Origin of the sequence: Bacillus sanguinis (assembly GCF_018332475.1) — a bacterium.
GTDB classification, from domain to species: Bacteria; Bacillota; Bacilli; order Bacillales; family Bacillaceae_G; genus Bacillus_A; species Bacillus_A sanguinis.
Genome location: NZ_BOQB01000043.1, coordinates 1 through 19,376 on the forward strand (window position 1 = coordinate 1; position 19,376 = coordinate 19,376).

Genomic DNA, 19,376 nt, shown 5'->3' on the forward strand with positions numbered 1-19,376 from the left:
ACCAATCTCCAATTCCTATTTAAAATGAGGATTCCTCACAAAAAAATATTCATAACCGCAAAATTTTTCTATCATTCAAGAAGTTTTAAAAAGAAAATAGCAAAAAATTTTTGCGATTTTATAAGAATTTTAATAAAATTATAAAAAGTCAGTCTTCATAGGGTAAAATGAGGAGAAGATAATCTATGCGTACAGAAGACATTAATTTTAAACAGATCATTGAAATGAATATGCTATATGAAACTTTACTCAATGAACTCGATATCGGGATTCATATTATTAATGAGGAAAGTAAAACGATTATCTATAACCGCAAAATGATGGAAATCGAATCAATGGAACGCTCAGATGTGCTATATAAAAGTCCTTTAGAAGTATTCGCATTTGAAGAAAATAAAAATAGTACTCTTATAGAAGCATTAAAATTAGGAAAAACAAACAAAAATATAAAACAAACGTATTTTAACAATAAAGGGCAAGAAATTACGACTATTAACGATACTTTCCCTATAATAGAAAATGGAAAAATTAAAGGTGCTATTGAAATTTCAAAAGAGATGAATCACTTAAAGCAAACAATAAAAATGGACTCTTCCCGAAAACAAAACACTAAATTTACCTTTGATCACATAATTGGTGATTCTGAAGCCATTCAATCAACCATTACGGAAGGAAAAAGAGTAATTCGTACATCCTCCTCCATACTTCTCGTAGGAGAAACAGGAACTGGAAAAGAACTATTTGCACAAAGTATCCATAATGAAAGTCAACGTTCAACAAAACCTTTCATTTCACAAAACTGTGCCGCTATACCTGATACGCTAATGGAAAGCTTATTATTTGGTACGAACCGAGGTGCATTTACAGGAGCAATCGATAAAGCTGGTTTATTTGAAGAAGCAAACGGAGGAACTTTGTTATTAGATGAGATTAACTCATTAAGTCCAGCACTTCAAGCGAAGTTACTGCGAGCTATACAAGAAAAAACAATACGAAGAATCGGGGGCACACAAGAAAAAGAAATTGACGTTCGTATTATAGCAACTATTAATGAAGACCCTCTTGAAGCTATTACACACAATCGGTTACGGGAAGACTTATATTACCGATTAAGCGTCGTTACTTTATGTCTCCCGCCTTTACGTGAACGAAAAGAAGATATTCCTGCCCTTGTTCAAAGCTTTATTGAAAAGTACAACATTCAATTCGGACTCACCGTAACGGATGTAGATGTACATGTAAGGGAATTCTTATATGCATATGAGTGGCCTGGGAACGTACGAGAATTGGAACATATCATTGAAGGTTCAATGAACTTGGTTGAAGATGAAAATATCATTACAGCGTTTCATCTTCCCACTCGCTTTCGCGAACGAATAAAAAAAGAATTCAATTTGCAACCTTCCCTAACTAATAACGATACTGATACACCGAAAACGTTAAAGCACACAATAGCAGAAATGGAAAAGAACTACATCACCCAAATTTTGAAAGAGTATCACGGTAATATTTCACAAGCTGCAAGGTTTTTGGGATTAAGTAGGCAAAACTTACAATATCGAATTAAAAAACTGCATTTACACATATGAAATGAAGTGAAACTTTAATCTGCGGGGCTTTGTCCATCCTCACCACTTGGACTTTTATTTCCTGTTAATGCAGGATAAATCTACTTCAAAGTGTAAATACAAATTGTGAAAATATGTTACAATGAACATATAACATACTAGAAAGGAACGATATATATGAGTAATGATAACAAATTAAAGTTATTACAATACTTAGCCTTCTTCCCTACCCTTGTATGTATGATGTTACTCATCGATATGAATAGCTCCCTTTATGCAAAGCTACTAGCAACAATTAGCGGCTCCTTTGCAGCTATTATGCTTGCTGCTTTTTGGAATTTGAAGATACGTATGAAGAAAGAAAAATCTTCTTAACGCCAAAACATAAAAAAATCGAGCCTACACAGCTCGATTTTTTACTGATTATTAAAACTCAACATTCTCCAAATACAAACCACTCGCCTCAGCAAGGCAATTAATTTGATTACGTTGTTTCGCCTCTAGAATTTGTGGAATTGCTTTTGCATCTAATTGTCCTAATCCAACTTCAATTAATGCTCCAACAATTTTTCGTACCATGTTATGAAGGAATCCGTTGCCACTTACTCTAATTTGTACAAATCCTGCCTCTTCCATTACTTCAAGTGAATATACTTCTCGTACCATAGACTTTTTCTTTGATTTCGCATTTGAAAAAGCAGTAAAGTCATGTGAACCAACTAAATGTTTCGCAGCTTCTTTCATGCTTTTCACATTTAATTTTTTATTCACATGCATGCTGTATTTACGCATAAATGGATTTGTATGCTCTTCATTCCAAATTTTATACAGATATGTTTTTGCTTTAGAGTTGTAACGAGCATGGAAGCGATCTTGTACTTCTTCTACGTTCGTAATGCTAATATCATTAGGTAAATATTGATTTAAATATTTTTTCACTTTATGTTCCACTAACTTTTCATCACTTTGAAAGTTAGCAACTTGATTTAAAGCATGTACACCAGCGTCTGTTCTACTACAACCGATAATTTCAATTTCTTTCCCGATCATTTCAGATATAACACTTTCGATTTTCCCTTGAATTGTATTATCGTTATTACCGAGACGTTGCCACCCTTTAAAACGCGCACCATCGTACTGAATCGTTAATTTATAATTATTCATTTTACTCTCCTTCATAGAAAATATTCCCTCATATCGTGAGGGAATATGAATAAACTCTACTTTCTAACAAGCTTCACTACATTTTCTACATGAGCTGTATGCGGGAACATATCAACTGGTTGCACATATTCCACTTCATAACTCTTCATTAATGCTTGTACATCACGTGCTAATGAAGAAGGATTACAAGATACGTAAACAACTTGTTTCGGTTTTACCTTTAAAATTGTTTCCAGTAATTTATCATCGCAACCTGTACGAGGTGGATCAACAACAATTACATCTGGACGCCATCCTTCTTTTACCCATTTCGGTAACCATTGTTCAGCTTTACCTGCTTCATATTTCGTATTTGTAAATCCGTGACGCTTCGCATTTTTTCTTGCATCTGCAATTGCTTCTGGGATTACATCCATACCACGTACTTCCGCTGCATCATTCGCAAGCCAAAGTCCGATTGTACCAACGCCACAATACGCATCTACAATTTTTTCATTGCCTGTTAAAGCAGCTGCTTTTTTCGCTTCATTGTATAAAACAACCGTTTGTTCTGGATTCAACTGGAAGAATGCGCGTGCTGACAATTCAAATGATAAATCACCAAGTGTTTCTTGAATTACTTCTTTTCCAGCTAATTTAAATGTTTTATCGCCAAAAATAACAGATGTTTTACGCCAGTTTACATTTTGCATAATTGATTTAACAGCTGGCATTTGTTTTTGTACTTCTGCAATAAATTGTTCTTTATTTGGCAACTCTTCTTTTGTTGTAATAAGTGTGACTTGTACTTCCCCTGTTTGAACTGCAGTACGTGTCACAATAGTACGTACTAAACCTTTTTGCTTTTTCTCATTATAAATAGAAACATTTAATTTTTCTAATATACGTCTTACAACTTTTGTCGCTTCATTTGTTGCTTTATGTTGAATCATACAATGAGCAATATCAATTAACTGATGTGAGTTTTGTTTATACAGCCCTGTAATAACCTTTTCGTCTTTACGTCCTACTTGTAATTGACTCTTATTACGATAATGCCATGGGTTTTCCATACCGAGCGTTGGACGAATTTTCTCTTCCAAACTGTTGTTCATGTACTTCTCGAATGCTTGTACAACGATATCACGCTTTTGATTTAATTGTTCTTTATAATCTAAATGTTGCAGCTGACAACCGCCACACTCTTCATATACCGGACATGGTGCTTTCACACGATGTGGTGAAGCTTTACGAACTTTTTTCACTTTCGCTTCAGCAAAGCCACGCTGAATTTTCGTTGTTTCTGCAACAACTTCTTCTCCTGGTAATGCCCCTGGAATGAAAACAACTTGTCTCTTAAAATAACCAACGCCTTCTCCGTTAATCCCAAGACGTTTAATTGTCACAGGGAACGTTTGACCAACTTCCAATTTACTCTCATGTTGCTTTTGTATCATTATTACACCTCTACTCTATACTTTTCCATAAATATAACGCTGCATAACTGCAGTATGGTTCACACTCTTGTTTCACTTTTTCTAAAAATGCATCATCAGGCTTATCATCTAATTGAAATACACCTTGCACTGCACGCTGAATCCCAATGTCCGCTTTCGGAAACATATTTTTCCGTCCAAGCCCAAACATTAAAAAATTTTGCACTGTCCATGTACCAATCCCCCTAATTGGTAACAATTGTGCTGAAACCTCATCTTCCACCCTGGTTTCTATACTCTCTAAATTTAATGTACCACTGACAATACTTCGACCTAATCCTACTATATATTCAGCCTTTCGCTGACTAAACTTCTGCTCTCTCAATTCCTCTATTGAAATATTTGCTACTATTTCTGGAGTGGGGAAAAAGAATACGCCATTCTTCTCGGTTCCATATCGTTTCACAAACTGTTCTGTTAACACAGTAGCAAATTTCAAATTTATTTGTTGATGAATGATACAGCGAAGAAGACAAGCAAAATAATCAAATTCTAAAATAATTGGAGTATAAGCATATGTTTCAAATAGTGGACGTAATGATGTGTTTAAAAAATGATTTTGTATATCTTGAAACGGTTCATTCCAATGAAAAATGGCTCTCATTCGTTTCATGACTTTCTCCGGATCTCCTGTCTGACTAGAAATCCAAAACTGTGGATTTTGAACAGTACCAATCCCTTGTAAGCGAACAACAACCTGCTCCTTTTCTATACAAAGCGGGACATAAATGACTTTCTCATCTAATTGAATGACGTTAAGCGGATCAAAAGATAAACGTTTTAATACTTCTTCAAAATGATACGGATACTCTAACGTAACATGTTCGCTCCACATACGTTTCCCCATCCTTTTTACACATCATTATAGCATGAGAAAACCGCAAGCATACATGCTTACGGTTGATTGCTTTTTACTAAGTCATCTAGACTTTTAAAATGATACCCTTTCTCGCGCAAATCATCAATGATTTTCGCAAGTGCTTCTGCATTATCTTTTGATATCGCATGAAGTAATAAAATAGATCCTGGATGAATCATCGTCATTACATTATTATGCGCATATTGCCATCCTCTTTGCTCGTCCACTTTCCAATCCAAAAATGCAAGTGACCAAAATACATTATAATAGCCCATTTCTTTCGTAAGAGCTAACGTTCTCTCACTAAATACGCCGCGCGGGGGACGTACATATTTTACTTCTTTTTGCCCAGTTACTTTTTTAATTTCTTCCGTTACACTCGTTAATTCTTCACGAAGTTTCTCATCATTTACTGCTGTGAAATCAGGATGATTCCACGAATGGTTTCCAATAATGTGTCCTTCATCCTTCATTCTTAACAATAAATCTTTTTGCGTTTTAATGTAATGCCCCGTTACAAAGAAAGTTGCTGGTACTTTTTTCTCTTTTAATACGTCTAAGATTTTCCCTGTGTATCCATTCTCGTACCCATTATCGAATGTTAAATAAATATCTTTTTTCTTTGTATCCCCTAAATAAAACCCACCATTTTTTTGTAGTAAATCTGTATATAACTTTCCTGCATCTGGTACTGTTTCATTTTTAGGGCGCGGGATTCCCCAGTTATGTGGAGTATTTGTATAAGCTAGTGCCGAAACTGGAACAAGTGCCATCATAATTGAAAAAATGAGACCGATATATAACCATTTATATTTCATAAATAGTCTCCTTTCCATATATAATCGTACTTGTAGTTTCTGTTGCCTCGCATGCTTTCATGCTGAACATGTTTTTCTATATATACCAAAAAAATGCATCTCGAAGGATTCGAGATGCATTTTTGTTTACTTAAATACTGGCTCTTTAAAGCTAGCTAATTTTTCAAGTGATGTTTTATCAACATCTGCGTGTAAGCTATTACCATGAGAATCCATCGTTACAACTGCTTTAAATCCTTCGATACGTAAATGCCACATTGCCTCTGGAATACCAAATTGTAAGAAATCAACATCTTTTACTTCTTTAATACATTCAGCATAATATTGTGCTGCTCCACCGATTGCGTTTAAATATACACCGCCGTGTTCTTCTAAAGCCGCTAATGTTTTCGCACCCATACCGCCTTTTCCAATGACAGCGCGAATACCGAATTTCTTCATAATATCACCTTGGTACGGTTCTTCACGAATACTTGTCGTTGGACCTGCCGCTTTAATTTGCCAATTGTCATTTTCATCTTTCACGACAACTGGACCACAGTGATAAATAACTTGTCCATCTAAATCTACCGGACAATCATTATCCATTAAATGCTTATGGATTGCGTCACGACCTGTATACATCATGCCATTAATTGTTACAACATCACCAACGCGAAGTTCACGAATTTGCTCTTCTGTAATTGGAGCTTGTAATACAATCTCACGTTGCTCTGTTTTTTCTTGTGCTTCTTGCTGAAGTGTATCGTCACCTTCTTGATATAGCCAATCCATAATTTCACCTGTTTCAGGATGGATTGTTACGCCAAGGCGGCGATATGCCCAGCAATTATATGCAACAGATACGTAGAAGCTAGCTGGCAGACGGTTATAGACGCCAATTTTACAACCAAGTAAAGTTGTTTCTCCGCCAAATCCCATCGTACCAATGCCAAGCTTATTCGCATTTTCTAATACGTACTCTTCAAGTTTTTGTAACTCTGGTATTGGATTAACATCATCTAATGTACGGAATAATTGATTTTTTGCTAATTCGTAACCTGATGTGCGGTCTCCCCCGATACCAACACCAATTACACCTGCACTACATCCTTGACCTTGTGCTTGATATACTGCATGAAGAAGGCATTTACGAATCCCTTCTAAATCACGACCAGCTCGTCCAAGTCCTTCTAATTCACACGGTAAGCTATACTGAATATTTTTATTCTCACAGCCGCCGCCCTTTAGAATTAAACGTGCATCAATATAATCTTTTTCCCATTGTTCAAACTTAATAACCGGCGTACCTGGTCCTAAATTATTTCCACTATTGTCTCCAAAAAGAGAATCAACAGAATTGGGACGAAGCTTACCATCTTTTGTCGCCCGCTCAAGCGCATTATAGATAGCTTCCTTCAACTTTAATTGATTCACACCAACTGGTGTATAAATTTTAAACGTTGGCATCCCTGTATCTTGGCAAATTGGTGAGATGTTATCATCAGCCATTTTAATATTATTCGTAATTGTGCCAAGTGCCATCGCAGAACGAGTCCCTGCATTTTCTCGTTCTTTCGCTTGTTGAATCGCACGACGAACATCTTTCGGTAAGTTCGTTGACGTTTCAACAATTAGTTGATACATACTTTCTTGAAGCTTTTCCATTGTTACTTCCCCCTCAATTGTGAACGCTACCAAAACGTTATGAGATGAAAATCCCATTGTTATGCTCTTTAACTTTTTATTTGTTTCACGCTATTCAAGCATAAATGAAATTTTTCACAACTTGATTATACCTTTTTTTCTACTGTCCTTCTATTATCCATACAGAAAAAGGCTGCCAATTTTGCATTGGCAGCCCTTTTAATATATTATTCGTCTTTTTTAAATTGCTCACATTTTAATTCTAATTCATCTAACATTGCAAGTAGACGATCTACATCTTCTAATTCTACTTCTTCAGGTTCAATTGTATCAATTACTTCAATGAACATATTTAAACGTTCTTTTAAATATACTAATTGTGTATCTTTATCTTGAATTGCTTTTCCCATGAAGGCACTCTCCTTTTAATTCGAGTTGCTTTTATTATACCGCAAAAATGATTACTATGGATATGTAATTTCATCAATTTTGTCACAGTAATTCATTCAAATGTAAGCCTTCTCTCTTTTTTCACAAAAAAGTTTCACTTTATAAAAAGCACATATTCTTCTATTATAGAGAATGGACAAATTGTTATTTCAATAGTCAAAGGAGTATTTCATATGACGATATCACAAAAAATGAAGCCGATTACTCCTTCTTACGATCCATGGGAAGCGTATATGGACCTTGAAGAGTACGGCAAACTACTATTAACAAATGTTGAGTTTACAACGACGACGTTATGCAATATGCGCTGTGAGCATTGCGCTGTTGGTTACACGTTACAGCCGAAAGACCCGAATCCGCTTCCGATGGATCTTTTATTAAAACGATTAGATGAGATTCCTCATTTACGTTCTTTAAGTATTACTGGCGGAGAACCTATGCTTTCAAAAAAATCCGTCGACAACTATGTAACACCACTCTTAAAATACGCCCATGAACGAGGCGTTCGCACTCAAATCAACTCAAACTTAACTATAGATTTAGCACGTTACGAACAAATTATTCCTTATTTAGACGTATTGCATATATCTCATAACTGGGGAACAATTGACGACTTCGTTGAAGGCGGATTTGCAATGATGGAGCGTAAACCTACGTATGAACAGCGTGCAAAATTATTCGAACGAATGATTACAAATAGTAAAGCTCTATCAGATGCCGGTGTACTCGTATCAGCCGAAACGATGCTGAATAAACGAACTCTACCACACATTGAACATATTCATCGTCAAATTGTCGAAGAGATGGGCTGTAAGCGTCACGAAGTTCACCCAATGTATCCAAGTGACTTCGCGAGCAATCTAGAAATTTTAACAAAAGCTGAAATCCGTGATGCAATTGAGCATTTACTAGAAATTCGCGATGAAAATGTATGGATGTTATTTGGGACTTTACCTTTCTACGCTTGTAGCGATGATGAGCGAGACATCGCCACATTTAAGAAATTACAAAAGAGCAAAAACGTAACAGTTCGTAATGATCCAGATGGCCGTTCTCGTTTAAATGTAAATATTTTCGATGGAAATATTATCGTAACTGATTTCGGTGACGTTCCCCTTCTAGGAAACATACAAACAAACACATTACAAGAAGCTTATGACAAATGGAGTGCTTCAAAAACAGCAAAATCATTAAGCTGTCACTGTCCTGCAGTAAAATGCCTTGGACCGAATGTTCTTGTAAAAAACAGCTACTATCCGACAGAAGATTTCTTATCAAAAACAGCAAACATTACATTATAAAAAAACGTCAGCTTATAAGCTGACGTTTTTTCATGTTATTGTGAGTGAGAAGAAGAAATGAATTTAAAGAATAAATGATCATGAATTGGAATAGCAGCTCCGATTCCTTGTGAGGTAATATTTTTTACAACAAGCCTTTTTTGATTTCCTTTTAACACAAGATACACTTCTCCAAACGTTACTTTTCCTTTTTCATTTACTGCTGGTGTATAAGCATATAAATATCCAAGTTGACTAGGACTAATATTATACACGCGCTCATGTCCTGTACCATACCCAATGGTCGTTTTAAATGAAAGTGGCAATTGTACTTTTTCAAGTGCTTTGAGAAGCATCATTTTCTTCACATCTGCAGTATCTTTCATATCTGCTGTTAAATCGCCTTCCACCGTCTTTTGTGTTTCTTGCTTATAACGTAACGGATATAAGCGATCTCCTCCGCGATTATCGTACACATTACGATTTACTTGTTTATATTCCCAATTAATCGATGTATCAAGCGATTCATAATGTAATGCCCATTGACCTAAATAAATCTTCGCTCGGTACCCTACCGCAAGCGGCGCATTCGAAATTGTCGTTTCATTAAACATTCGAATTAAGTCCGGATTTTCAATTTTAATGTTTGCTGTTTTCAATAGTTCTTGAGCAAACTTACTCGGCTGTAAACGCGGTAAATCTTGCGCATCATTTGGAAACGTATTGTCTTTAGAAATATTTAAAACAGATGAAGGCATTTTTGTTTCTACCGTTGTCTTTGCAAAACTCATGTTAGGAAATAATAGAATAAACGAGACCATAGTTGAAAGACATATGCTGTATACTCGTTTCACCTGTCTGGCTCCTTCCTACGTAAAGGTATATATACTACTTTGTTTATTGTTTTCTCTGAGCACAATTGTTATGCCTATTTTTCATAATAAATAAAAACCAATTCCCATAATGACATATGCTGCTAATAACGTACCGCCTTCAAACCAGTTTGTATCTCCATCATTCGAAATCGCAATCGTTAAGAAAACAGCTGTAATCATAGAAACAAGTTCTGGGATTGTAAATACTAAAGGCATCCTTTGCGTGAAGAACATAGAAAGCAGTACTAATACAGGAGCAACAAACATGGCAATTTGCAACGTAGAGCCGACTGCAATTTCAACTGCAATATTCACTTTATTTTTATATGCCATAATAATTGCAGATGCATGTTCCGCTGCATTCCCAACAATTGCAACGATAATAACCCCTATAAATAATTCTGACCAGCCAAACGACTTTGCAACTGTCTCAAATGTATGCACAAGTGCCTCTGACACATAAGCTACCGCAATTGTCGCTATCGCTAAGATGAGTAGTGCTTTACCTTTCGACCACTCTGGTTCTTCCTCATGAGCGACTTCATCACTTTTATGCTGATATACACCGCGGTGTGTAACTAACTTAAATAGCAATGCAGCAAGGTACATAATAATCATAATAATAGACACACCGATACTTAATTGATACGTCTTTCCAGCGTCCATCTTCATTGAAAAAATCTCTGGAATAACAAAAGCTACTACTACAGCAAAGATTAATAAGGCTGAATTATGCCTTGCATCATACACATTAAAACTTTGTCTTTTGTATTTAAGCCCTCCTATAAAGAAGGATAGCCCTCCTACTAATAATAAATTTCCAAGTACAGAACCTGTTAAAGAAGCTAATACAACCTCAATTAATCCTGCCTGAAGTGCAAAAATCGAAATGATTAGTTCAACAGCATTACCGAAAGTGGCATTTAATAACCCGCCTATTCTAGGTCCAGAGACAATTGCCAAACTTTCTGTCGCTCTCCCCATAAAACCCGCTAGTGCGATAATCGTAATGCAATATACAGCGAACATAATTGTTTGAGGCCAATGAAGTGTTTTTCCAAGTACAGAAAGTGGTACCCCAATCAGCGCTACTATAAGAAATATTTTATTAAACATGCTTTTCATCCTTCCATCGTATGTATTTCTCCTCGATATTATTATTATTCTTCTCCTAACTTGTCCGATTTCATCACAATTGCGTTTAAAAAATTGAATTGAAGAAAACAGTATGAAAGATGTTTAAATCATCTTGTTTAAATAGAGAAAATGTAAATTAAGAAAAGAGGTAAAAAATATGCACTTAAAAGAAAAGATCGCAACAATTATTCAAGGACAAAGAACCGGTGTGTTATCCACTGTACGGAATGATAAGCCTCACAGTGCCTTTATGATGTTTTTCCACGAAGATTTTGTACTGTATGTTGCAACAGATCGGAAATCAAAAAAGATAACAGATATTGAAAACAATCCAAATGTCCATGTACTACTTGGACGAGAGGGAAAAAAGTTAGATGAAGATTATATTGAAGTTGAAGGCTTAGCTTCAATAGAGGAAGACTCCACATTAAAAAACAAGTTTTGGAATAATAGCTTAAAGCGCTGGTTACTTGGTCCTGAAGACCCTAATTATGTATTAATAAAAATCAATCCCGACACAATTTATTACATCGATGGTGCTGGTACGACGGAGCCCGAGTTTTTACGACTATAAAACAAAACAAGCCCCCTTTAGGTGGGCTTGTTTTGTCGAAAAGTTCTTCTGAAAAAAACTATAAAATAGGTGGAACTTTCTAAAGATTCTGTTATATAATAGCAGTAACTTAAATAAACTGTATTAAAACAGATTGAGAGGAGAAATAAAATTGATGAAAAGAGAAGAACGCAAAAACATGATTGAGTTTATCGAAAAGAAAAAAGGGATTGAGCGTGACGAATTATTGTTTATGACAGACGATGAAGTAGAACATATTTATAATGTAACGTACTTTTTATATGAGGAAATTGCAGAGTAGTATAATAATCCCCACCTTATTAGCAGTATAAGGTGGGGATTATTTTGTTATTTATTCCACTATTGGCGGACGGTAAAATCCCACTGATTAAGATTTCGCTTTATACGTGAGAATGGTTTTCATGTATAATAATGTAAGATTGGAGGAATTTTACTATGAGTTCATGGCTCTTATTCGCACTATTATCAGCAATTGCTGCTGCCCTTGTATCTATTTTCGGAAAGATTGGTTTAGATGGAATCGATGCCAATGTTGCAACAACAGTTCGTTCTATTATTATGGCATTATTTATGGTGGGCGTTATTATTATACAAGGTAAATTCCAAAATATTGGCGACGTACTGCTAAATAAAAAAGCACTGCTCTTTATCACATTAAGTGGGGTTGCCGGTGCTTCGTCGTGGCTATTTTATTTCCTTGCCCTCAAAACAGGGAAAGTTTCACAAGTGGCTCCTGTCGATAAATTAAGCGTTGTATTTTCTATCATCCTCGCTATGATTATACTCGGTGAAAAGTTAAACTTTATGACTGGCATTGGTGTAGTCTTTATTACAGCTGGTGTACTATTTATTGCTTTCAGCTAAAAAAACCGCTATTAGCGGTTTTTCTTTTTCTTTATGTAAAACCATACAATACATGTAACAACTACTGAAATGAATAAAATCCATATTCCATAATGATGTAGACTATACTCAACGAAACGCCACTTCTCTCCTAACTTCCAGCCAAGTCCAATAAAAACACTTATCCAAATAAACGCACCACCGTAAGCATACAAACAAAAACGCCAAAGTGTTAAATTCGACATCCCAGCAAAATATGCTGTTAAATGACGTACTCCCGGGATAAAGTAACCAATCATTAAAAGAAATGGTCCATATTTTTCAAATAAAATATGTGTTTTTTCAATGTGGTGTTCTTTAATTCTAATTTTTGGCCCATATTTTTTTAAAACAGGGAGTCCCAATTTTAACCCTAATATGTAGCTTAATGTAATGCCTAACATCGCACCAGCCATCCCGCTTAAAAAGGCAGCAGTTCCTGACATAACTCCTTTTGAAACGTTATAACCAACGAAGGTCAATAAAAACTCGTCTGGTATCGGTAATCCAACAATCCCGCCAGCTAAAGCTATAATAATTCCAAAATACCCATAATGTGCGATTAACTCGCCAATATGTTGTTCCATTCGGAAGACACATCCTATGCACGATCGTTATTCCACATTGTGCCCTTTCTATCTTTCAGACAAACATGGTATACATATTCACTATACATTGTTTTTATAATGAACTCTACTTCTATCCATTCCTTTAGCAGGAAGAAAGTGAACCATTAATCGTGCGCCCGAATCCTGCCTACTTCCCTTGTATGCAACGCTTTTTGAAGTACTAGTCCTATTATCCGTAAATAGCTGGATTAAAAAATAAAAATTCATATGCTTGTTTTTTTGTTACAATAAAGGAAAGTTACTTTTCGCAACGGTTTAACTCTCAGGAAAAATGATATACCTAGCAAAAACATAGTTTGGTCGATATAATGCAACTTCTACCTATTAAAAGAACATGCACCCTTTACATACAACATCATTTTTCTAAATTATACAGGGGGAACGAACATGACCATTGAAAATCAATTTATCCAAAAGGTTTACTATAAAACATTTTTAACAGAAGAAACTTCTACTCCAGTATCGGAAGTACTCGGTGAAGCATATATAAATGAATCTACAAACGAATTCTCCAACATTTCTAATATCCGCTTTGCTCAAGGTGAATTTTATTACCAAAATAAAGACTTTGAAGCAGCAATATTTAAATGGGAGAAAGTAAATAACGAACTTGCACTTTGGGCAACCAAAAATATTGCAGATTCTTATTTTGAACTAGGATTCTTGCCAAAAGCAGAAGAAATTTATCAATCTATCCAAACGGAAGATACAACTCTTACAATGGAGGTTTCCTTACAACTTCTTTCTCTCTACATCGAACAAGATCGTTTAGGTCTAGCATTTAAGACGATTAGTGAGGCTGTTGCATTTCAACCTGACTATCCAAATATTACTGCAATTGCTCGCTCATTCTATGAAAAACAAGAAGATTGGAATAACGCCATCGAGCTTGCCGTTCAAGAAGGTATTCGAACAAAATCATTACACTGGTTCGATACTTTAATCAATTATGTGAATCAAGGATTCACAAAACAAATCAAACCAGAATATTTCTATGAATCTTTAAAAGCTTTATATGCAATTGATCAAGTCCAATTTAAAGAACTTGTTATTTCGCTTTGGAACAGCTATCAAAATGAAAACTTGCATCTACCTTGGATTCAAACAATAAATCATTTATTCTTACATATTGAAACAGACAACAATGACGATTGGCATGAAATTGTTGAGCGCTACCAAAATACGTACTTTGAATTAATTACTGGTGAACATTTCATGCATGAAATGCAGGGACTTGTACCAGATTTATTAACAAATTGGTTTAGTTTAACGAAAGCAAAAAATGCCCTATTTGTCTCTGCTGCAGTGTTAGCATGGAATGAAGTTTCACCTACAACTTTAGAGTCATTACTCGTAAAAAGTGCGGGAGCCTTACTCTCTAATGCAACAGCTGAAAAGAATGTAAATATGGAAACAGTTTCTCATTTATTCGAAACAATTGCCGTATGGGCTGAAAAAAATGATGTGGATTTAAGTCATCAATTTACGCTACTCATTCATGAACTGTGTGATTTAAATGTTACACAATTACTAATAGCGGGAACTAGTGACCATGATAAATCATCATTCATCAATTCAATATTAGGAGAGAACATCTTAACTGAGACTGTAACAACTCCTATTCTATTTAAAGATGATAGCCAAACTGAAATAACAGAATTCACTGCGTTAGATGTACACAATATAGGGAACTTTGATGAATTCCATCAAATAATGGCTACACCTTCCGAGTCAGAACTTGAGAAAAAATGTATAGAAATTAAGTTACCAAGTAGATTTTTAAGAAAAAATAAATTTGCATTCCTTGTTACGCCATCCGTTCAAGGACAAGTGGATAAAAACAGCTCATACTTTGAATACTTACAAGCAGCAGATAGCCTTATTTACGTATTGAATTCTGCTTCATCATTACACGGTGAAGAGCTTGATACATTACTGTATTTACGTGAACAAGTACCAAACTTACAAATTCATTTCGTATTACACACAAATAATACGGTCAATAATGAAAAACTAATGAGTAAGATTAAAGTCCATTTCCCAAATGCAAAGTTCTTCCCATACTCTCCTTCACAAGAGAGTAGCCAGCAACTTGGAGATGTGACGGAGTCTATTCTTTCTAATCTAGCAGAACGTGATATAGAACAAGAACGTATAGAAAAACTAATATGGTTTACTCAAAAGACAATCGCATACCTTGTAAATGAACGTGTGGAATTAGAAAATACATTAGTGAAATCAGTACGCTGGAATAAACATATCTCAGTAAAACTAAACGGATTTATTAACAACCTTACTGCTCTTGAAAAAGATAAAATTCGTTCTATTACTGAATCTTATCTTTTAACGAAAGAAGAAATCACACGAGATATCCACTCTCAAATTCCTGAATTATTACAGAGCTGTTCTGACCTTGTTCAAGAAGATAGTGATTTCAAATTAGTTCATGAAGAATTAAATACTGCCATGAACGAACGAATTCAAAAACATGTACAGCAAGTGCTACTCCCTAAATTTACTGGGTTTATTCAAGAGTGGATTGAAACAGCGCATAATGAATTTATTCAAGCTCAATCTTATTTAGATGAAATGAGTGAAACGTTTAATAAATTATATAAAGAAGAACGTATGAAACTTCCTTGTGATTTCAAATTACTAGATGATTGGCATCGAGATGTTGTACGTATGACAAATCGAATTACAGTATCGAACATCAATATTTTATTACGCTTTACACCCACACAATTTTTCTTAAAGAGCGCGGGAAAACTATTTGGTAATATGCAAAAAAATCAATCTATGCTCGCAAACAAATATAAACAATACATTGAAACGGAAGATTATACGGAAATTGCTCAAACAATCTCAAAACAATTCTTCCTTCAATTTGAAGTATTTGAAGGCGCATTAGAACGAGATATCATGATGTTCTTTAAAGATCCACTTAGCATATTGAAACAAAATGTAGAAGCCGCTCAACTTGAAATACAGGAAGACGAGCAAACATTAGCAACGTTAAGAAGCAACCCAGAAACTTATCACGATCCGTTAGCCTTCTTTAAACTGCAACTATTGCAGCACAAATTCGTTTTAAGTACAAACAAAAACAATGAAGACGTCTATGAATTTAATGAGTCTCCTACGATTTAACATAAAGTGAAACTTTAATCAGTGGGGGGCTTCATCCCCCACTGATTATTAGTTGAACCAATCGGACTTTTATGGGCAGTTGATTCCCCACCTAACTTCCTTGCTTTCGCTGAATTTTGAGGTGGGGGTCTTACTGCCCATTAAAGCGGGATAAAAAACCAAGCAAATTTCAGTTTGCTTGGTTTTTTACCTTAATTCATTATTTTCATATGTTCAAATGGATAATAAATTGCCGCTAATTCTCCTAATACCTCTTCTCTATCAATAAGTCCTAAACCATTTCTACTATCTCTACTTATTAAACGGTTATCTCCCATAACAAAAATTTTATTTTTAGGAACTGTAATCGGTCCAAAGTCCTCTGTTAAATTCATAAGTTTTTTTTCAGCTTGCTTTCTATTACTATACAAATACGCTTCCTCTATCACTTCATGATTCACATATAATTGATCATTTCTCACCTCAATGACATCGCCAGGCAAACCAATAACCCTTTTCACATAAAAATTATCCGTCTTCACAACAATAATATCTTTTCTCCCATAACTTTCAAATTGCTTTGCCAACTTATTTACAATCACCTTATCCCCATCTTGTAACGTTGGCTTCATGGACGCTCCTTTTACAGTCGTAGGAAAAAACACAAAAATTTTTGCTAAAAATACTAACAAACATGCAATTGCAATTGTTCCAAAGAATTCACGCAAACGTTTTTTCTTTTGCATCATTCCACCATCTCATTATCTTTTTACTTTTATTATAAGGACTTCCACTATATAATTTCCATAAAATTCTGAATTATATAATTCAAATATTAAAAACTTAAAAATAAACTCCTCATAAATTTCTTATTTTATATACCATATTCTATATATTTTTTTACTATTTATGGGCAGTAAAACTACCATCTCAAAATTCAGCTGGAGCAAAATAGTAAAAAAGATACTCTCCAAATAGTCTATCCACTATTCAAAGAGTATCTTTTTATATTCCCACATATACAATACACATTTGAGCTGCTACATATGTAAACCAAATCCAAAGTGGTTCATACTTTAATTTGCGCCCTCCAATATCTGTCACACCTATAATAAAATCAGAAATCACAAATAGTAAACCACCAAAAGCTGGTATCCACCATATTCCTGTATTCTCATAGTATAGGGCAAATGCAAAGCAAGCCATTCCTCCAACCCACAGTCCGTAAATTAGAGCTCCTGTCGTAAACAATTTATCTTGTTTATCATTTCGTATAAAAAAGAACCATCCTATAATGAGAAAGAGTCCGTATACGAGTAAACCAAACCAAAAACCATCCCAAGAAATGCCTGTTTGCAAAAATGCTTTTACATAAAAACAATGCGCAAGGGCGAAAGTAATCATCCCTCCGATTAATCTGTGACCAATTGGAATTAAACCTGCCATAAATAAATCTCCTACAGTTGATAACGTCATCCCTAGTGCAACCCACGTACTATACTCTACTGATGGATCTTGTAACCATATCCAAATTGCACTTGCTGTTAAAGAAAAACTAAGAATAAGACGCACCGCTAAAGGTAACGGCATATTATTTCTCGTTTTTTTTGTCTGCCCTATTGCATACATTGCACCAATTAAAAACAGAATAATTTGTCCAATTAACACCATGTAAAGTAGATTCATAACATGTTCTCCTCAATAAATGCTTTTGTATCTTTTTTCGTTACACCTAGTCTATTATCCTTTTTCTATATAAAAAAAGAAGAACAGTACTGTTCTTCCATTGTAATCGTTTTCCAGATCTCTACGCCACTTGTTTTTCTCGCTCCATTTTCTGCTTAGCTGGCGTACGATTCACCACGATAATTCCCGCAGCTACACATGCTAAACCGAATAATACAAATGAATGGATTGCTTCTCCTAAAATCATGCTCGATAATAACACACCAAATACGGGTATAAAGAACATGTACATTGATACTTTTCCAACCTTGTTGTACTTCATAATTGTATTCCAAATACAAAAGCCTGCTGCGGATAAGAAAGATAAGTAGAGAAGCATAAATATTGCATGTACACTAAATGTAAATGGCATGACTCCAACTTGCAAAGCCCCTATACATAATAGCCCGATAGAACCAAAAATCATTTGGTATGCTGTCATATAGCCAACATCTAATGTTTTGCTACCTTCTTTCGCCAATATGTTTCCATATGAATACAACATTGCTGCACTAAGAAGTAATAAACTACCGATTCCGAAATGGAATGAAAAACTACCATCACTCGGTACATTTACTAAAATGACACCACAAAAGCCGATAGAGACCCCAATTATTTTTCTCATATTGAGAGCGTCATCTTTATATAAAAAGTGAGCAAGTAAAATTTGAAAGAATGATGATGTTCCTGAAATGATAGCTCCTTCAATACCAGAACTATAACTCATTCCAATATAAAAACATATATATTGAAGAAATGTTTGAAATAAACCAATTTGTACTAACTGCTTCCCCGTTCCTTTTCTGAAGCTCATATCTTTTCCTAACACTTTAAAGAATAATAAGAGCATGACTCCAGATAAAAAGAAACGATAACCAGCAAATAATATTTGCTCCCCAACTTCTTGTGGCTGAATTCCAAGTTCAGCATAACTTAATTTAATAAATGGGAATGCGCTCCCCCATAAAAAAGTCGCTACTATTGCAGCAATTAATACGCCAATCGGATGGGTAAAAAATTTCTCTGTCTTCACTTGTTGTCTTCCTTTCCGATCTTTTTATGAACAATATTCATATATACCAAAGGAAGTATGAAAACACAAGTTTTCAGTTTATACGCAAACAAAAACATATCATCTAACGAAAACATATGCTATACTATAGA

Annotated in this window: 19 protein-coding genes; 7 read left to right on the forward strand and 12 right to left on the reverse strand. The window is 34.9% G+C overall.

Annotation, left to right across the window (positions count from 1 at the left end; translation table 11 throughout):
• The first annotated feature begins 185 nt into the window (after window positions 1-185).
• Together KI369_RS06090 and KI369_RS06095 are read left to right on the forward strand one after the other, a co-directional pair.
• Entirely contained in the window at window positions 186-1,589 is a 1,404-nt protein-coding gene (locus tag KI369_RS06090; protein WP_212955393.1) for a sigma-54 interaction domain-containing protein, read from the forward strand.
• A 156-nt stretch (window positions 1,590-1,745) separates the two neighbouring features.
• A complete protein-coding gene (locus KI369_RS06095) occupies window positions 1,746-1,943 on the forward strand; it encodes a hypothetical protein (RefSeq protein ID WP_212955394.1) in 198 nt (65 codons plus the stop codon).
• Window positions 1,944-1,994: 51 nt separating this feature from the next.
• On the opposite strand, the gene truA is transcribed toward KI369_RS06095, so the two are convergent.
• From truA to KI369_RS06125, 6 genes are all read right to left on the reverse strand, one after another.
• On the reverse strand, window positions 1,995-2,732 hold the full coding sequence (truA, locus tag KI369_RS06100; protein WP_212955395.1) for a tRNA pseudouridine(38-40) synthase TruA: 738 nt from the start codon (window positions 2,730-2,732) through the stop codon (window positions 1,995-1,997).
• A gap of 56 nt (window positions 2,733-2,788) precedes the next feature.
• Window positions 2,789-4,168, reverse strand: coding sequence for a 23S rRNA (uracil(1939)-C(5))-methyltransferase RlmD (gene rlmD, locus KI369_RS06105; RefSeq protein ID WP_046199050.1), 1,380 nt, complete (start codon window positions 4,166-4,168; stop codon window positions 2,789-2,791).
• Between the two features lie 10 nt (window positions 4,169-4,178).
• Window positions 4,179-5,042, reverse strand: coding sequence for a DNA-3-methyladenine glycosylase family protein (locus tag KI369_RS06110; protein ID WP_212955396.1), 864 nt, complete (start codon window positions 5,040-5,042; stop codon window positions 4,179-4,181).
• A gap of 59 nt (window positions 5,043-5,101) precedes the next feature.
• Entirely contained in the window at window positions 5,102-5,884 is a 783-nt protein-coding gene (gene pdaA, locus KI369_RS06115) for a delta-lactam-biosynthetic de-N-acetylase (RefSeq protein WP_212955397.1), read from the reverse strand.
• Window positions 5,885-6,010: 126 nt separating this feature from the next.
• Entirely contained in the window at window positions 6,011-7,531 is a 1,521-nt protein-coding gene (gene fumA, locus KI369_RS06120) for a fumarate hydratase (protein ID WP_212955398.1), read from the reverse strand.
• Between the two features lie 206 nt (window positions 7,532-7,737).
• The gene (locus KI369_RS06125) at window positions 7,738-7,920 is read right to left on the reverse strand and encodes an SE1561 family protein (RefSeq protein WP_000513558.1); all 183 of its coding nucleotides are present in this window, start codon (window positions 7,918-7,920) and stop codon (window positions 7,738-7,740) included.
• Window positions 7,921-8,133: 213 nt separating this feature from the next.
• On the opposite strand from KI369_RS06125, the gene yfkAB reads away from it, so the two are divergent.
• Window positions 8,134-9,261 (forward strand): radical SAM/CxCxxxxC motif protein YfkAB, encoded by a 1,128-nt coding sequence (yfkAB, locus tag KI369_RS06130; RefSeq protein ID WP_140972263.1) that lies wholly within the window; start codon window positions 8,134-8,136, stop codon window positions 9,259-9,261.
• A 35-nt stretch (window positions 9,262-9,296) separates the two neighbouring features.
• Here the strand turns inward: yfkAB and KI369_RS06135 are convergent, their stop codons facing one another.
• Both KI369_RS06135 and cax read right to left on the reverse strand, forming a co-directional pair.
• Entirely contained in the window at window positions 9,297-10,094 is a 798-nt protein-coding gene (locus KI369_RS06135; protein ID WP_212955399.1) for a YfkD famly protein, read from the reverse strand.
• A gap of 81 nt (window positions 10,095-10,175) precedes the next feature.
• The gene (gene cax, locus KI369_RS06140; RefSeq protein ID WP_212955400.1) at window positions 10,176-11,231 is read right to left on the reverse strand and encodes a calcium/proton exchanger; all 1,056 of its coding nucleotides are present in this window, start codon (window positions 11,229-11,231) and stop codon (window positions 10,176-10,178) included.
• A gap of 178 nt (window positions 11,232-11,409) precedes the next feature.
• On the opposite strand from cax, the gene KI369_RS06145 reads away from it, so the two are divergent.
• The 3 genes from KI369_RS06145 to KI369_RS06155 all read left to right on the forward strand — a co-directional run bounded on the left by KI369_RS06145 (window position 11,410) and on the right by KI369_RS06155 (window position 12,711).
• A complete protein-coding gene (locus tag KI369_RS06145) occupies window positions 11,410-11,826 on the forward strand; it encodes a pyridoxamine 5'-phosphate oxidase family protein (protein ID WP_098498943.1) in 417 nt (138 codons plus the stop codon).
• 154 nt (window positions 11,827-11,980) lie between these two features.
• Window positions 11,981-12,127, forward strand: coding sequence for a BH0509 family protein (locus tag KI369_RS06150; protein WP_000817786.1), 147 nt, complete (start codon window positions 11,981-11,983; stop codon window positions 12,125-12,127).
• A gap of 155 nt (window positions 12,128-12,282) precedes the next feature.
• Entirely contained in the window at window positions 12,283-12,711 is a 429-nt protein-coding gene (locus tag KI369_RS06155; protein WP_000100306.1) for an EamA family transporter, read from the forward strand.
• Window positions 12,712-12,722: 11 nt separating this feature from the next.
• On the opposite strand, the gene KI369_RS06160 is transcribed toward KI369_RS06155, so the two are convergent.
• The gene (locus KI369_RS06160) at window positions 12,723-13,316 is read right to left on the reverse strand and encodes a DedA family protein (protein WP_212955401.1); all 594 of its coding nucleotides are present in this window, start codon (window positions 13,314-13,316) and stop codon (window positions 12,723-12,725) included.
• Window positions 13,317-13,745: 429 nt separating this feature from the next.
• Here KI369_RS06160 and KI369_RS06165 point away from each other — a divergent pair, with 429 nt between their 5' ends.
• A complete protein-coding gene (locus KI369_RS06165) occupies window positions 13,746-16,508 on the forward strand; it encodes a tetratricopeptide repeat protein (RefSeq protein ID WP_212955402.1) in 2,763 nt (920 codons plus the stop codon).
• A 191-nt stretch (window positions 16,509-16,699) separates the two neighbouring features.
• Here the strand turns inward: KI369_RS06165 and lepB are convergent, their stop codons facing one another.
• The 3 genes from lepB to KI369_RS06180 form a co-directional block, all read right to left on the reverse strand.
• Window positions 16,700-17,236 (reverse strand): signal peptidase I, encoded by a 537-nt coding sequence (gene lepB / locus KI369_RS06170; protein ID WP_212955403.1) that lies wholly within the window; start codon window positions 17,234-17,236, stop codon window positions 16,700-16,702.
• A gap of 256 nt (window positions 17,237-17,492) precedes the next feature.
• On the reverse strand, window positions 17,493-18,173 hold the full coding sequence (locus tag KI369_RS06175; protein WP_212955404.1) for a lysoplasmalogenase: 681 nt from the start codon (window positions 18,171-18,173) through the stop codon (window positions 17,493-17,495).
• A gap of 121 nt (window positions 18,174-18,294) precedes the next feature.
• A complete protein-coding gene (locus KI369_RS06180) occupies window positions 18,295-19,245 on the reverse strand; it encodes a DMT family transporter (RefSeq protein ID WP_212955405.1) in 951 nt (316 codons plus the stop codon).
• Between the last annotated feature and the right edge of the window lie 131 nt (window positions 19,246-19,376).

Excerpts from the sequence above, each read along its gene's own strand:
- yfkAB (WP_140972263.1), top strand. The coding sequence starts at position 8,134 with ATGACGATATCACAAAAAATGAAGCCGATTACTCCTTCTTACGATCCA.
- rlmD (WP_046199050.1), bottom strand. The coding sequence starts at position 4,168 with ATGATACAAAAGCAACATGAGAGTAAATTGGAAGTTGGTCAAACGTTC.
- KI369_RS06095 (WP_212955394.1), top strand. The coding sequence starts at position 1,746 with ATGAGTAATGATAACAAATTAAAGTTATTACAATACTTAGCCTTCTTC.
- cax (WP_212955400.1), bottom strand. The coding sequence starts at position 11,231 with ATGTTTAATAAAATATTTCTTATAGTAGCGCTGATTGGGGTACCACTT.
- lepB (WP_212955403.1), bottom strand. The coding sequence starts at position 17,236 with ATGATGCAAAAGAAAAAACGTTTGCGTGAATTCTTTGGAACAATTGCA.
- KI369_RS06150 (WP_000817786.1), top strand. The coding sequence starts at position 11,981 with ATGAAAAGAGAAGAACGCAAAAACATGATTGAGTTTATCGAAAAGAAA.
- KI369_RS06175 (WP_212955404.1), bottom strand. The coding sequence starts at position 18,173 with ATGAATCTACTTTACATGGTGTTAATTGGACAAATTATTCTGTTTTTA.
- pdaA (WP_212955397.1), bottom strand. The coding sequence starts at position 5,884 with ATGAAATATAAATGGTTATATATCGGTCTCATTTTTTCAATTATGATG.
- KI369_RS06125 (WP_000513558.1), bottom strand. The coding sequence starts at position 7,920 with ATGGGAAAAGCAATTCAAGATAAAGATACACAATTAGTATATTTAAAA.
- KI369_RS06090 (WP_212955393.1), top strand. The coding sequence starts at position 186 with ATGCGTACAGAAGACATTAATTTTAAACAGATCATTGAAATGAATATG.
- KI369_RS06160 (WP_212955401.1), bottom strand. The coding sequence starts at position 13,316 with ATGGAACAACATATTGGCGAGTTAATCGCACATTATGGGTATTTTGGA.
- KI369_RS06165 (WP_212955402.1), top strand. The coding sequence starts at position 13,746 with ATGACCATTGAAAATCAATTTATCCAAAAGGTTTACTATAAAACATTT.
- KI369_RS06110 (WP_212955396.1), bottom strand. The coding sequence starts at position 5,042 with ATGTGGAGCGAACATGTTACGTTAGAGTATCCGTATCATTTTGAAGAA.
- KI369_RS06145 (WP_098498943.1), top strand. The coding sequence starts at position 11,410 with ATGCACTTAAAAGAAAAGATCGCAACAATTATTCAAGGACAAAGAACC.
- truA (WP_212955395.1), bottom strand. The coding sequence starts at position 2,732 with ATGAATAATTATAAATTAACGATTCAGTACGATGGTGCGCGTTTTAAA.
- KI369_RS06155 (WP_000100306.1), top strand. The coding sequence starts at position 12,283 with ATGAGTTCATGGCTCTTATTCGCACTATTATCAGCAATTGCTGCTGCC.
- fumA (WP_212955398.1), bottom strand. The coding sequence starts at position 7,531 with ATGGAAAAGCTTCAAGAAAGTATGTATCAACTAATTGTTGAAACGTCA.